12 protein-coding genes are annotated in these 13679 nt (G+C 58.6%); 4 read left to right on the top strand and 8 right to left on the bottom strand.

The window, feature by feature from the left end; translation table 11 throughout:
* Window positions 1–3: 3 nt before the first annotated feature.
* Window positions 4–681: a HisA/HisF-related TIM barrel protein gene (locus JWZ97_RS16235; RefSeq protein ID WP_240342380.1), complete on the top strand. Its 678-nt coding sequence runs from the start codon at window positions 4–6 to the stop codon at window positions 679–681.
* A gap of 104 nt (window positions 682–785) precedes the next feature.
* Here JWZ97_RS16235 and fae read toward each other — a convergent pair whose 3' ends face one another.
* The 6 genes from fae to JWZ97_RS16205 form a co-directional block, all read right to left on the bottom strand.
* Window positions 786–1298 (bottom strand): formaldehyde-activating enzyme, encoded by a 513-nt coding sequence (gene fae, locus JWZ97_RS16230; protein ID WP_205431255.1) that lies wholly within the window; start codon window positions 1296–1298, stop codon window positions 786–788.
* A 90-nt stretch (window positions 1299–1388) separates the two neighbouring features.
* Window positions 1389–2258 (bottom strand): triphosphoribosyl-dephospho-CoA synthase, encoded by an 870-nt coding sequence (locus JWZ97_RS16225; RefSeq protein ID WP_205431254.1) that lies wholly within the window; start codon window positions 2256–2258, stop codon window positions 1389–1391.
* Window positions 2255–3172 (bottom strand): RimK family alpha-L-glutamate ligase, encoded by a 918-nt coding sequence (locus JWZ97_RS16220; protein WP_205431253.1) that lies wholly within the window; start codon window positions 3170–3172, stop codon window positions 2255–2257. The genes JWZ97_RS16225 and JWZ97_RS16220 overlap by 4 nt, the downstream gene beginning before the upstream one ends.
* A complete protein-coding gene (gene mch / locus JWZ97_RS16215; RefSeq protein ID WP_205431252.1) occupies window positions 3173–4171 on the bottom strand; it encodes a methenyltetrahydromethanopterin cyclohydrolase in 999 nt (332 codons plus the stop codon).
* Window positions 4172–4296: 125 nt separating this feature from the next.
* Window positions 4297–5418 (bottom strand): ATP-grasp domain-containing protein, encoded by a 1122-nt coding sequence (locus JWZ97_RS16210; RefSeq protein ID WP_205431251.1) that lies wholly within the window; start codon window positions 5416–5418, stop codon window positions 4297–4299.
* A complete protein-coding gene (locus JWZ97_RS16205) occupies window positions 5415–6389 on the bottom strand; it encodes a beta-ribofuranosylaminobenzene 5'-phosphate synthase family protein (RefSeq protein WP_205431250.1) in 975 nt (324 codons plus the stop codon). Before JWZ97_RS16205 ends, JWZ97_RS16210 begins: the two co-directional genes overlap by 4 nt.
* A 210-nt stretch (window positions 6390–6599) precedes the next feature.
* Here JWZ97_RS16205 and JWZ97_RS16200 point away from each other — a divergent pair, with 210 nt between their 5' ends.
* The 3 genes from JWZ97_RS16200 to yjgA all read left to right on the top strand — a co-directional run bounded on the left by JWZ97_RS16200 (window position 6600) and on the right by yjgA (window position 8541).
* On the top strand, window positions 6600–7631 hold the full coding sequence (locus JWZ97_RS16200; RefSeq protein WP_205431249.1) for a DUF2333 family protein: 1032 nt from the start codon (window positions 6600–6602) through the stop codon (window positions 7629–7631).
* Between the two features lie 85 nt (window positions 7632–7716).
* Window positions 7717–7971 carry a DUF4389 domain-containing protein gene (locus tag JWZ97_RS16195; RefSeq protein WP_205431248.1) on the top strand — a complete coding sequence of 85 codons (255 nt, stop codon included), beginning with the start codon at window positions 7717–7719 and terminating at the stop codon, window positions 7969–7971.
* Window positions 7972–8013: 42 nt separating this feature from the next.
* Window positions 8014–8541 carry a ribosome biogenesis factor YjgA gene (yjgA, locus tag JWZ97_RS16190; RefSeq protein WP_205431246.1) on the top strand — a complete coding sequence of 176 codons (528 nt, stop codon included), beginning with the start codon at window positions 8014–8016 and terminating at the stop codon, window positions 8539–8541.
* Window positions 8542–8612: 71 nt separating this feature from the next.
* On the opposite strand, the gene JWZ97_RS16185 is transcribed toward yjgA, so the two are convergent.
* Window positions 8613–9002, bottom strand: a complete 390-nt coding sequence (locus tag JWZ97_RS16185) for a type IV pilin protein (protein ID WP_305799067.1) — start codon at window positions 9000–9002, stop codon at window positions 8613–8615.
* Between the two features lie 62 nt (window positions 9003–9064).
* On the bottom strand, window positions 9065–13663 hold the full coding sequence (locus JWZ97_RS16180; RefSeq protein ID WP_205431244.1) for a pilus assembly protein: 4599 nt from the start codon (window positions 13661–13663) through the stop codon (window positions 9065–9067).
* Window positions 13664–13679: the final 16 nt, after the last annotated feature.

Here is a 13679-nt window from a genome sequence, read left to right as displayed (position 1 = left end):
GCCTTGCCTAACTCACGCATACAGATCGTCCCGGTTGTCGACCTGATGGGCGGCGTCGCGGTACAGGCCCGCGCCGGTTTGCGGGAGGAGTATCGCCCCCTCGAAAGCTCCCTGTGCACCGGCCCGGCGCCCGAGGACGTGATCTCCGGCCTGGCCCGGCTGCATCCTTTCGCCACCTACTACATCGCCGACCTGGACGCCTTGATGGGCCGGGGTGCTCAACATCCCCTGGTGCGTACGCTGGCCGAACGGCATCCGACCGCCGATATCTGGCTGGACGCCGGCTGGCCGGCGCCGACGGGCCCGTGGACTCCGATCGTCGGCACGGAGTCGCTCGACGCGAGCGCCTGGAATGACCTGAAGTATTCCGGCCGCGACTGGATTCTTTCGCTGGATTTTTTCCATGGGGAACTGCGGGGGCCGAGGGAGATTCTGGCCCAAGCGGACCATTGGCCGGAACGGGTGATCGTCATGACACTGAACCGGGTCGGAACCTGGGCAGGACCGGACTGGGATCGATTGACGCAAATACGGGAACTCGGCCCGGCCCGGCACCTGATCGCCGCGGGCGGCGTGCGCGACGAGCACGACCTCGATCGGCTGAGTGAATTGGGCATCGAAACCGTGTTGGTAGCGAGCGCCCTGCATGCGGGCCGATTGCATGACTATCTAAGTCGTTGAAGCGCTGTCGAAGACTGCAAAAAGAAAAAGCGCCTTGCAGCGCTTTTTCATTTTATCGCCGGAGCGACGCGACACCGCCAAACGGGTCGCGTCAGGCCACGAAATTAATCGTGAGCGGCGAAGGGGTGGCTTTCCTTGCTCTTACGTGCAACCACGTCAACGGCCTTCGGCTCGCCGGCTATGGCGCGCTTGATGGACAAACGGGTGGCTTCGTAGTTGTAGTCCTGAATCTTGGCATCGTCTTCAGCCAGCCAGTGGATGAACACACCGACGCTGATGAAGATGTCGTCGGCTTCGTCGGCCGGGATGGTGCCGTCTTCAACGGAATCGGCAACGGCCAGAGCCACACCGCGCTGTGCGGGTCCGAACAGCTGAACGGCTTGCTTGCCGTTCTTGATGGTGACCTTGTTGAACAGAATGGTGTTCGGCTTGACTGCCAGGTTCGGAGCGACAACGGCCAGCAGGGTGGTGAAGCCATCCTTGTTGTTGGTCAGTGCGTTGGCGAAAGCGGTTTCAGCAGCGCTGCCACGCGGTCCCAGGATCAGGTCGATGTGAGCGATTTCGTTGCCTTCGCCGACCAGGGCTTCGCCGACCAACAGTTTATTGATTTTTGCCATCTTGATTTCCTCTTCACTCGTCAAAGTATGAATAAATTATTGATTACAGACTCAGGTCTTAATCGGAATAGTTGCAAACAATCTCCGTGTTCAACCTCCTGCGGCTTTTACCGGCCACAGCGACTCCAGGCGTACTGCGAGCAGACAGGTAACCGTCAGGTCTGCGGTCGTGCCTGGATTGATCCCGGACGATTTGAATTCCTCATCCACCTCCTCGAGGAGTTGCATGAGTCGTTCAGATTCGACCGGAGCGGACAACGCCTCGTCGACTTGCGCCATCCTTTCGGCCACCTTCCTGGTGTACCGGGTGCCAAACTTGCGTTCGATGTGGCTGTCGGGGATCGCTTTCAGCAATCCTGCGAACACGGCCACGGCCGCCCATTCTTCATCCCCCCAACGGGACAGGGCCTTATAATAGCTTGGAATGGCAAAATCAAAAACATCCGCATAAACGGTTATATATTGCCGAGCGATTCGGTCGCGGTGCGCCGCGATGTTCATGGCTTCCCGCAGCGTAACGCTCGGAGGAGCGCGTACATCCTGCTCGGACGACTCGCCCAAGCCACCGGGCTCGGCCAGACAGATGGCCCGAAACACCCATTCGGCATCCTCGCGGGTAGTCTGTTCGAGCACATGAAATAGATTATTACGCAAAGGCAGCTCGCTCCTGCCGACCTGGCAAGCGAGCAGCAAGGGAGCCGCGAGCAAAATGATGCCCAGATTGGTATTGCAGCCCGCTGTTTCGCGGGTGGCGAGCACCGCCTGATAGATACGTTCGCCCAGCGACAGCGCCGGATCGCATAGAGGAGGCGCGCTGGCCTGCGCGCTACGGCGAAAATCCTCCACCGTCATGTCGTGACCTTCCGAATGGATGCTGACATTACCGGGTTTGAAGGCGCGCAGTTCCACCTCGCAGGCATCACGATAAGCCTGTTCGAGAAGCGCCCTTGCGATGCTCACGAGGCGCAGGCGCGCGTCTGATCGATATCGCTCCGGCACAGCGCGAGAAAATCGTCGGCCAGACGGTCGGCGATCACGACCTCACTGACGCTTTGCAGGCCCTTCCAAGCCGGCACGCTGTTTACTTCGAGGACGGAATAGTGGCCGAAAGCATCGCGGATGATGTCCACCCCGGCGTAAGCCATGCCGACTTTTTTGACCGAGTCTTCGGCCATTCGGCATAGCAGCGCATCGTCCAGCCTCACCGACTCGCAACGCCCGCCCTGCGCTACGTTGTTGAGCCAGGTCAGTCCGCAACGACGCATCGCTGCCACGGCCCGCCCATGGATGACGAACACCCGGAAATCATGCGGCTCGGCACCGGTGCTGACAAACCGTTGCAGATAATAGATGCCGTTGCTCTCGGCCAGAAAGCCCAGATCGTCCGGGCCTGAGTGGCGCTGCAAGCCCTCGCCCTGGGAGCCGAACAAGGGTTTGGAAATCACCTGATGCCCCTGCGCGAACTCGCGCCGGGCGATGGCCTCGGCTTCTTCGCGATGGCTGACGACCCAGCTCGGCGGCGTCGGGATGCCGGCCTGCTTGAGCAGGAAGCTGGTCATGCCCTTGTCCACGGTCCGTTCGATGGCGCGGGCGTCGTTATAAACGGGCACTCCCAGGGCCTTCAAGCCGTGCAGGATGTCCAGATAAAACGTCACCTGCTCCAGCGAGCCGCCCGGTATGCCGCGGACGAACACACCGTCCGGCAACGCGGCCTCGAAGCCGGGTATTGCGATGGGCAATCCGCCGCCATCGAGATTCATTCGGCAGGCGGTGAGGGAGACATAGGCGCAATCGTAGCCCCGTCCGGCGAAGGCGCGCTTCAAACGCGCGCCATGCCAGCCGGGGTCGTCGGTGAACAGGGCGATGCGGCCCATTTATTCTCCGCCGAAGGAACGTTCCAGCAACTCCTCGTCCAACTGGCCGGCGTGGAAGCTTCGGCCGGACTCGACCGCAGTCACGATCACCCTGGCGGGGCTGAACAGCATGGCGTCGACTTTGAAGAAATCGTACTTGTATTCCTTGAACACCTGGGCGAAGGGCTTGCCATAATCTCGCGAGGTGGAACTGGGCAACTCGTTGGCCAGCTTCTCCGCGGCTTCGGTGCTGCCCTTCACAAACAGATGCACGGTACCGCCGAACAGAATGGCATCGTTGGTCCGCCCCATCGCCTCCACAAAGCTGGGATGAGGCGGCGGAACCGGCGCGGAAGCCGTTCCATCAAGGATGTGCTCCAAAGGAAAGTGCAAAGAATGGGCCTTGTGCAGCGAAACTTCGAGCACGCGGGACACGACCTGCATGCCGCCCGCCAGACTGCTGGTCGGCGTGACGATGACATTGACCTTGGCAGGCTCCAACTGACACGCCTTGGCCACCTTGTCGACCAACTCGACCGGAGGAATCTTGTCCACTTCCAGCACGATGCTGGTTTCGCCGCAGACATCTCGATACCCCAACTCCTTGTAAAGCTCTTCGACCGGCGCCTCCACGCCGTCCTTAACTTTTACCGCCAGCGCGCGAGCAGGACCGGACCCCAGGGCATAGAAAGCGCCCTTGCCCTCCCCGTGAGACAAACTCCAGCCTGCGTACTGGCTGCCCAGACAGGCAATGACCGGGTTGGTGGAGTGCACGTGAACCGTGGTGGGCCAACGGCTGAAGGCACCGTTTTGGGTGAGCGTCACGGTGCCCAAACCACCCATGCAGATCTCGCCGATCAGACGACCCGCTTCCAGGCTGCCGAGCGCCTCGATGCCGGCATCGATCAGCGTGGCTCCGTTGGCCAACGTGCCAATCTTCAGGCGTAATTTGTCGGCGTTGGCAATCAGGTGTTTAACGATAGGCAAGGCGTGGGCATTGACGCTGACGGCTTGGGGCATGGCGATCCTCGTAAGAGCGGTAGTTGGATTTAAAGAAACAAGCTTTTGTACCCGATTGCAGTTCTACTGCAAAGCCGTGACCGAGATCGGACAGCACTCGAAACCCTCGTCACACCCGAACACACTTATATCCCCAGCCACGTGAGCAGCGCCCCCTCCCTCTCGGCCAGCAGGCTCAACACCTGGGACTCCTCAGTACCCATGGCCTGCACGCTGCACAGAGGAGATCCCGCGGCGATGCACGCGCCGGGCATGGGGCGATCGGCACACCAAATCGGCAATCGCTTGTCGAAGGGCAGCGTGAGTGCCCGCGGCGCATAAATCACACGGAATGCGCGCACGCGCCCTTGCAGCGCCACAACCCCATCCAACCGGCCTCGGCAAGCATCGATGTGCGCACGCAGCAAGCCGGCGGGGAAATCCTCGTCGTATAGCGACATGGTCGCGCTGGGTCTTGGGTTTAATTCGAGCACGCGACAAACTTCGCCGTCCATAACGATATCCAGGCTGTTAAGTCCGACCAGCCCGAGCGCCCGAGTCAGTTTCAGGGCGTATTCGTTTAATTTGGGCCTTTGCGCCGCATCGAGTTCCAAACGATTGATCGCACCGGCGAACAGGAATGGATGGGCAGGATCGTGACCAGCCGTCCACAGCGTGTTGAAACCGATCGGAACGATGTCCTGACCATCGGCCAAAAACAAGAGCGAGCCGATGCGACCGGCCACATGACGCTGGAAATATTCGCAAGGCCCCAGCCGGCCCGGTTCGGCGAGGAAGCGTACACCCATGCCCCCCTCGCCGCAAGCGGACTTCCGCAGCCAGCCGTCCAGTGTTTCCGGAACTTCGAAGCGTATTTCCGGGTAAGGAATGGCGAGCCGATCCAGCAGGGCGAAAAACTCGTGCGGCTCGTTCGCCCGATGAACGGTCGCGGGCGAATTTCCCAGCAGCGGCCAGCCGGCTTCCAGCTTGTCGAGCCACGCCGGCCGGGTATCGATGCCCCCGCCGTAAACCACGCCGCACACGTCCTTGCTTGAAACGAACGCACTCAACTCGTCCAGACAAACCGGGGCGTCGAAATCGGCCACAGCGACATGTTGACTCGCTGCGTTCAAGGTATCTTCGTCGCCGAAGCCATCGACCGCGATCGACGCATATCCGCCCCGGGCGGCCGATTGCGCCAGCATGCGTGCGGAGACTGCAACCAATAACAGGGCGGAGCCCGCGCTCTCGGGGCGGGCTTGCGTCACTCCAGCCGCACCTCGGCGCCCCGGTTACGTGGACTGGCAATGAGGAAATCCAGATCGGGCCATCGCGCTTGAATGGGGACAATCAATTCCGCGGCGCGCGCAGCACTTTCCACCAAACAGAATCCAGTTGGACCCCACGAACTCTGGCCTATGGCCACGGCCCCGGCGGACTGCAAATCGGCCATGGCCGCGCCCACCTCCGGACTGGTGAACCGCCCGCCCTGCGCCGGAGCAAAATGGTCACCCATCGCGCTCTGCAGCTCGGTGATCACCGCACCGAAACCGGCCAGATCACCCTCGGCCAGAGCCGGCAGTGCCTGCATCAACAAAAGATGACACAAGCGAGCGGTCTGCTGCGGGGGAAACGGCGGAAGCTCCGCAAACGCCGCCACCTCCGATACCCCGTGCAAGCCCTTGCCGCGGCGGTCGAAGGCGAGAATAAAACGCCAGTCTCCCGGCATTTCCAAACGCGCGATCACCGGAGGAACCACGGTATCCGGGCCACGTCCGCCGTCCACGACCAAGCCTCCTTGTTCGAAAACCGCAATACCGATGCCCGAGCGGGCACCCCGCTCTATGGTTCCCGCCAGTTCGCGGACCCTCGAGTTGAGACCGTGCAACCGCGCCAAGGCGGTGCCCAAGGCAAGCGTCAATTGGGTACCCGACCCCAAGCCGACATGCTCAGGTATCGCCTGATGGATACGTATGGAAATGCGATCGTCGACCCCCATGCGCTCGGCAAACTCCCGCGCCACTTTCAGCGCCCTTTCCGAACCCGGCCCTTCTGCGCACAATGATTCGGCACGCCTGACGCTCAATCGCGTGGCGACCTCGTTGATGCCTACGCCGATGCTGCCGAACTTCCTCCCCAAACTGCCCCCCAGATCGATAAACCCCATGTGCAAGCGGGCGGGGGCTTCGATGCTGACGACGGGTTGCGTAATTTCTGATGTGTCGGGATACTCAAGCATGCGTGGACGCGAAGTTGCTAGCGGGTGGACGGCGCGCGAACGTGGCCGGCCATGCTAGGCGATGAGTCAATTTTTGTCGACTTCTACGACGCACCCGGTAACATTGCGCCCGAGCCCACCGGCCCTCAGCGAGGGTCGAATTTGAATCTGCCCCACTCAAGGGTATGGGTTATAATTGCCCGCCTTGGAATACGCCATAGGACAAGCTTGATGTCTGTGCCCAACAAACCGCCTCTCAAGGATGCTCCCAAGTCCTCCGGCCTTTTATCCTCCATCGACAGCTTTTCCCTAAAGGAGCGTGGCGGCCTGTGGTTGGGCGGTGCGATTGCCACCGCGCTGATCATCCTCTTCGTGGCCATTTCCGAGTATTGGAGCCGAGAACCGCCCCGACTGGACGTCCTTGAAACCGCTGTGGAGGAAGCCAAGGTCCAGGATCCGAAAGAACTCCCGCTGGGCTACACCTACGCGACCGCCTTGATCGACATCGCGCAGACCTTGCTCCACAAGCCGGGCGGATTTCTGTCCAACGACATGTTCCCTCCTGGAGTATTTCAGGACAATATTCCGAGTTGGGAATACGGTGCTCTGACGGCCCTGCGTGATGGAACCTCGGCGCTACGCAACCATATCGCCCGCGCTCAGTCGCAGTCCAAGGAAGACGCCGATCTCGGCAAAGCCGAACCCTTTTTCTATTTCGACCACCGCTCCTGGCAGCTACCCTCCTCCGAATCGGAATACGACAAGGGGATCGAAGCCATGGAGCATTACCGCGAGCGCCTGGTGGGGCGAGACGCCCAGTTTTACTCGCGCGCCGACAACCTGCGCCAGTACCTCGAAATCCTCGAAAAGCGTCTCGGCAGCCTGTCCAACCGTTTGAGCGCCAGCGCCGGAGACAGCCGGCAGATGAGCACGGAAGAGAACCGAGCCATCGTCACGAGAACGTCGTGGATCAACATCGACGACGTATTTTTCGAGGCCCGCGGCTATTGCTGGGCCACCATACACATCCTCAGAGCCGTCGAATTCGACTTCCGGGACATCCTCGGCAACAAAACCGCCCTTGTTTCGCTCCAGTCCATCATTCACGAACTGGAGGACGGCCAAGCTCCCTACCTCAGCCCCGTCATACTCAACGGTGGCGGTTTTGGGCTATTCGCCAACTATTCACTGACGCTCGCCAACTACATCGCGCGCGCCAACGCCGCCACCATCGACCTGCGCAACCTGCTGCAGCAGGGTTGATCCCATTCCATTTAACAGTACGACCCGACAGTCATCCTTTCCATTCGCGTTATCCGTCATGCATAGCCTACCCAACGATAATCAGGTGGCGAGCAACGCCTTCGTTCGCCTGCTCTTCATGCTGATTTACTTCGCCTTGTTCGGTATCGTTCGCTTCATGATCTGGGCCTTGGTACTTTTTCAGTTCCTGGCTCACCTTTTCACCGGGGGCGTAAACGGGCGCGTAAAGCGCTGGGGCGATGGCCTGTCTGGCTGGACCCACAACATGCTGCGTTTCATGACTTACAACACCGAACGCATGCCATTTCCTTTCCATAAACTCGGACCCAATGGCGATTAGGCGCGGACACCGTCAGTCCATTGCTTTCCGGGCGGCCTAAGCATGGACTCCGAAGACTACTCCGAGTTCGACGAACATCCCCGGCGCCCGAGCAAGTCCAGCCAAAAGCGGGATAGCGAGGCGTTACAAAGCGTGGGCGAAGCACTCATCGCCTTGCCTCGCGAACGTCTGACCGAATTCGACCTGCCTCCGGACTTACTCGAAGCCGTCACGGTTGCGCAAACGCTCTCCACGCACCGCGGTGCTTACAAGCGACAGCGTAAATACATCGGAAAGCTATTGCGGGATATCGATGCGACACCGATCAGCGAAAAGCTGGCTAGCCTGAATCAGCAAAGCGCGGAGGCCATACACGCGCAGCACTTGATCGAGCGCTGGCGCGATCGCTTACTCGCGGGCGATGATCACGACATAAACGCCTTGATGGCGGAGCATCCGGACGCGGACCGGCAAAAGCTGAGGCAACTGGTTCGCGACGGCCGTAAGGAGAGGCAAGAGGCTGCAGCACCTCGTGCGGCTAGGTTGTTATTCAGGTATCTGCGCGAACTGCAACAACAGACGCAAGAGTAGTCTGTCACTTATCCAAGAACCAGACCTGCGGCAATTCGAGGATAGGACCAACGTGACCGTTGGCTTTCCTCTCACCAACAATCCGCCCCGCCTCCTGTGGAAGTTTTTTGGGCCAAATGGTTCAAACTCAACGATGCGCACTTCGTATCGCCCGCCTGTACACCCTTGGCGGTTGCTGTAAGCGTATAACACGAAACGAATGTGCCTGTGGTGCAACTGGGATTGGAGACCGTCATGGTGTAATAACCCTCATCAGACTCATAAGCACCGCCGGATGCCTTCCAGCCTAGATTTGCCGCGCTCGAGCTGTAGGTATTATTTTCTGTAAACCACCGCTCTTGGGCGTTGGCTGCCCTCATTAAAGCCACTTTGGCATCCGCCCTCCGGGTTTTCCGGATATGCTGCTGGTAACTCGGATAAGCCACGCTCGCCAAGATCGCCACCACAGCGACGGTGATCATCAATTCTATGAGGGTAAACCCCCGATAAATTCTAACGCTCCCCATCATTCGCCCTAGCCTTTTCATTGTATCTGTATCCAGGATTGGCGCCCCGTTGCGGCGCCAGCACCAACGGATTCGCGCGTAACATTCAGCTTGCCGCCTGAACCGCTGGTGTACTTGTACTCCACCGTACCGGCTGAGATGACACCCGGGGTTTTGATGATACCGATGGTCGACTTCATCCCCGACGGGGCAACCTTGGCACTGGAATAAGTCAATAAATCATTGCTATTGATCGCATTTTTCCCGTCAGCCGTATAAATATCCCAAGGCGTATTGGCTGGACTCAATCTGCGCCCGGTCGTGGCATCCAGTTCCATGAGCCAACTGTTGCCGCCGGCATCGCAAGAAAGAGAACTGGGTATGAGGGTAGTGAAAACGACGCGATTGTTACGCAGCAAGGCGAAACTCACGACCCGCTCGCCCTCTTTGGTCGGCGGGTCGGTTGAAGGACTAGTTGCCGGTTTGGCTAAATTCATAAACCAGCCCCGCGGACGCACAGATGGATTTGTCGTGTCGGAACAACCGAGGGTCGATGACGTTGTGATTTCCGTGTAGACGAACTGGCAATCGCTGGTGACTCTGAACTCGAGCCCGAATTCCGTTTGCTGGGAGACAATTTCCTGCTCCTGCAAATCACCTTTGCTGTCGATCCTGTCCGTATTCGCAGTACCGGTATTCTTGTCCCATATTCCGTAAAACGTCTGCAACTGCGGGTTCGCGCCCACCGTACCGTCGCCTTCCTCGAAATACTTGCCCGTGCCGAAATAAACCATCAGGCCACCCGCGGCTTGCGTCGCCCCCACATTGCCGACTTGGGGTTTGGCGGTAATCGGTTGACGGTTGGCGTCTGAACAGGAAGTCTCGGCAACGGCGCAGGCCACAAACAAGGGTTGGTTTCCAGCTGCGCTGCCGCCACCGCTTTTATAGTCAACAACGCTCCAGCCGCTGCTGCAACCCGTATTGTCCAGATTGGCGCTAGTACAACTCACGTCGAATTTCCAGAGATTGCCGAGCAAGTCACCCGCATAGATATAATCCACGCGGTGATCACCATTGCGATCTACCGGTATCGGTGTCGATAAGCCGTTTTTAGCCACCACGGTATTACCCGCAACGCCCGTATCGAGCTTTTTGATGATACTGCCGTCGGCAAGATTCAGGATGAACAATACAGCCTTGCCAGCGGTGCTCTCGTAGCCGTTTGCCACGATGGCGGCCCACTGCCCGTTGGCCATGCGTACGATAGTGGGTTGAGGGATGGTATAGCCAAGGTCGGCATCGTCGGCGCTGGTAAACTCCCACATGACTTTCTCTTTCGCGAACGAATCCGGCTCGGTCACATCGAGGGCGAATATGCCCTTTGCTCCTGCACCCGTCGCCCCGACCAATACCGTCCGCCATTTCACCGTACTATCGGCAGGTGTTCGGATATAAGCATCGCCCGTACGCACGGCACCGTCGACGAAATACTCGTGAGAGTGTGATGGCGATCCGTATAGCGAAGACGTTAGCTTACCTAGATTAGGAAATACGCTATTCGGCACATAGGCGAAGATCTCCTTTCCCCCATCCGTACCGTCGGTTGCATCGACGCCATGCAGCATGCCGTCATTCGCGCCGATATAAATCATTCGCCGCCGGGTTAGGTAAGATGATTGGGCTCGATAAGTAAGATAGCTGCTACCTTCCACATTGACCGGATCGGTAGGGCTGGTATTGGAAGGATTAAATATTTTGTCATAACCGAAATCCTCCGTGCCGGTAAACCACGGATCGGAGTTAATAACATCGCCAAGCAAGTCCGTCCTATCCCTAAACTCCCCCCCCGATTTCTTCAATTCTTTGCTTTGATCGCCGCGCAGGTAATTCAAGCGGAACTCACCTTTGGTATCGGAAACAGCCGGCGAGGAGTAGGGCACTGTATTTAGTGCTGCTTGTTGGGCACTGCTCAGCCCGGCAGATGTGGTATCCCAAACGAATGGAATCCCGCGGCTTCCCGCAGCCTTATCGCGATCGAAGGTATAGATGCTCCGACTGCCATGCGTGGGGAGTTTTTCCGCAGCATCCCAGCGCCGCTCGCCAATATCCCCATCCGATTTGACTTCAAACGCCAAAAGGCTGCCGGTCCAATTCGTGCTGTCGAATTTGGCCTGGTATACCAGGGTCGTCGTATCCAGGCGGGTGGAGTTGGTGGCTATCGCCGACGCCGAGGACGATTGCTTGATCACATCGTTGATGATGTTATCCAGCGCGGCTTCCAACAGCGAAGGATTGGTCGCCTTAAAAAAACCGTCCGGTAGTCCGTTCCCGTCGGAGTCCCATTCCGACGCCAAATTGGGCTTGTCGTCGGTAATATCCTTGTCGGCCGTATCGTCGATTTCGGTAAAGCTGCCGTATTTCGCCATATACCACAGCGGGTTTTCGAGCAGCTTCGCCGTGGATGCACCTTGCGTGTGAGTGACTACGGTAGGCTCGGTCACATCCGAAGATGGAAGGTTATCACCGACGATAAAGTTTTGGCCGCCTCCACGGATCACGGGCAGGTTGATGCCGTCGGCGGTACTGCCGGTGACGGTATAGCCGAACCGCAGGGTATGACCCGCTTGTGCCTGGGCGGCACAGGTGATTACCGTGATCTGGCTATCGCCAACCGATGAAAGCGATACGGCCGCGCTCGGGCTGGAAGTCGTCGGGCAATTGATGGTAAATGAACCGCAGGCCGCGCCGACACAAAAACCCAGCCGCTCGATACCGTCCATGTCGTGGTCGTTACCCCAGGTCGAGTCTTCCCAGTTGACCAAAAAACTGCCGGACATGAGTTTTTTGCCCGTATCGTAGTTCAATTGCTCGACGACCAGGTCGGTGAGACTGCACGCCCGCCAGCCGGTGGTGCTCGACGTCGCATGCGCGTCCGAGTTGGCCTCACAAGCCGGTAGCAGAGCCACCGTACCGGAACCTGCAGGAATTTCGAAACGGGGAAGGTTTTCCGCCAACGCCACGCTGTAACTGGTGACCGTCTGATTGTCCGGATACGCCGTTTGGTCGGGACGCAAATCGTGGGTATGGGCATGATAGGCCAGACCGGCGATTTGATAGCCGCCCTCCTGGGTGGGCACTTCCGGGCATATCCCTTCGGCATCGGCCAGGCCGGCAAGCACCTTGCCCGTACAGGATTTGTCCAAACCACCATAGAGATAGGTGCCGCCGTTGATGTTTTCCAAGGCGCCGATGGCATTAGTGGTCGCGGCCGCATCGATGCCAAGATCATTGCTCAACTGGTCGCGGTCGAATGAATTGAGTCCGGTGGAAATCGCAATGATGGAGCATTTGGCGCACCAGTCGCCGGTCGGTACCGGGTCGATCCAAGTCAACTGCGGCAGCGAGGAGATAAAACCCGAATCGGCCGCATTGAAGGCGGACGTCGGGTCTGTCTTACCTGCCATGTAGCGCAAGGCCTCCAAATAGGTTTCGCTCAGCGGGTTTCCCCAATCGACGCACTCGCCATCGTTGAAGTTGAGTATTCCCGGGCTGTCGCAGTTACTTTTGTATTCATGGTCGCCCAAGTGGTAGCTGCTGATACGCAGGCGGTTCAGGGTGTTGACGATGCCCGCGTCGCTGGGACCTTGATTGATGAATAGGCCATCAGTATCGATTTCGTTTTTTGTGACGTTCGCATTACCGCTTATGCGTTCCACGTTACGCCGGAGCACGCCTCCGGATTTGTTCTTTTGGAAGCTGCCGGTCATCAAACCGAAACGCAGCGGCTTATTTGATTGGCCGTAGCGTTGGACGATACCCGCCGGCTTGTAATTGGTGCCACTGGTTTTGTTGGGATAATCCTTGCAGTTACCCTCGCGCACCCCCGACACGCAGACTTGCACCCGAACGTTATAATCGGCCAGTTTCACGGTTGGCTGGGTACCGCCACTCAACTGGCATTGGGTGATCTCCGAAGCCGCCCACCGCGGGAAAGAACCCTCGGCGATACGCATTAGCGGCGGGTGGGAACTGGTGTCGACGTCCTTCAGCAGACCGGAAGTCGCATCGGTGAAGTTACATATGCTGATCTGGGTTTTGGCATAAGGCAGATATTTCTGCATATCCGCCTCGCTAGCTGCGGTATATACCTTGGCGAAGGAATGCACGTCATAAGGGAGTATCGCGCGCTCGAGCACGGTTTCCGCAGCGGTGTCGGTGGAACGATAGCCGCCGTATAACACCTTGCGGACGATATCCATACGGGTCATGGTAGCCCAGTTCAGAAAATTGCCACTCCAGTGACCCGTACACTCGTCTTTATAGGTTCCGCCAGCCACGCCGAACGGCTCGAACCGGTTGCTGCTGTAGTCGTAGCACTTTTCGGAATCGAAATAGCCGTAATAATCGATCTTCGGATTATATGTGGTATCGATACCGTCATTGTCCGCCGGGTTAAGGTCGGCGTAATCGGTATAGGCCTTGATATAAAGCTGGTGGTCGCGCGACATCGCCAGCAATACCCGCGGGTCCGCCGACGCGGTGAGAAATAATGGCGTCGTGGCGATAGCGGCGACCGCCGCATTCAGCGCGGCAGTAAGCAATAACGTGACAACCGCTATCAAAGTTTTTGTAAGCATATAGCCTCCACCGCCC

This window comes from Methylococcus sp. EFPC2 (genome assembly GCF_016925495.1).
Lineage (GTDB): Bacteria > Pseudomonadota > Gammaproteobacteria > Methylococcales > Methylococcaceae > EFPC2.
The sequence above is the reverse complement of the archived record's forward strand: the minus strand, read 5'-3'. Positions and strand labels throughout refer to the sequence as shown.

What these genes read in the sequence shown, in the direction of transcription:
- fae (WP_205431255.1), bottom strand. Translation starts at nt 1,298, where the DNA reads ATGGCAAAAATCAATAAACTGTTGGTCGGCGAAGCCCTGGTCGGCGAA.
- JWZ97_RS16220 (WP_205431253.1), bottom strand. Translation starts at nt 3,172, where the DNA reads ATGGGCCGCATCGCCCTGTTCACCGACGACCCCGGCTGGCATGGCGCG.
- mch (WP_205431252.1), bottom strand. Translation starts at nt 4,171, where the DNA reads ATGCCCCAAGCCGTCAGCGTCAATGCCCACGCCTTGCCTATCGTTAAA.
- JWZ97_RS16205 (WP_205431250.1), bottom strand. Translation starts at nt 6,389, where the DNA reads ATGCTTGAGTATCCCGACACATCAGAAATTACGCAACCCGTCGTCAGC.
- JWZ97_RS16200 (WP_205431249.1), top strand. Translation starts at nt 6,600, where the DNA reads ATGTCTGTGCCCAACAAACCGCCTCTCAAGGATGCTCCCAAGTCCTCC.
- yjgA (WP_205431246.1), top strand. Translation starts at nt 8,014, where the DNA reads ATGGACTCCGAAGACTACTCCGAGTTCGACGAACATCCCCGGCGCCCG.
- JWZ97_RS16185 (WP_305799067.1), bottom strand. Translation starts at nt 9,002, where the DNA reads ATGATCACCGTCGCTGTGGTGGCGATCTTGGCGAGCGTGGCTTATCCG.
- JWZ97_RS16180 (WP_205431244.1), bottom strand. Translation starts at nt 13,663, where the DNA reads ATGCTTACAAAAACTTTGATAGCGGTTGTCACGTTATTGCTTACTGCC.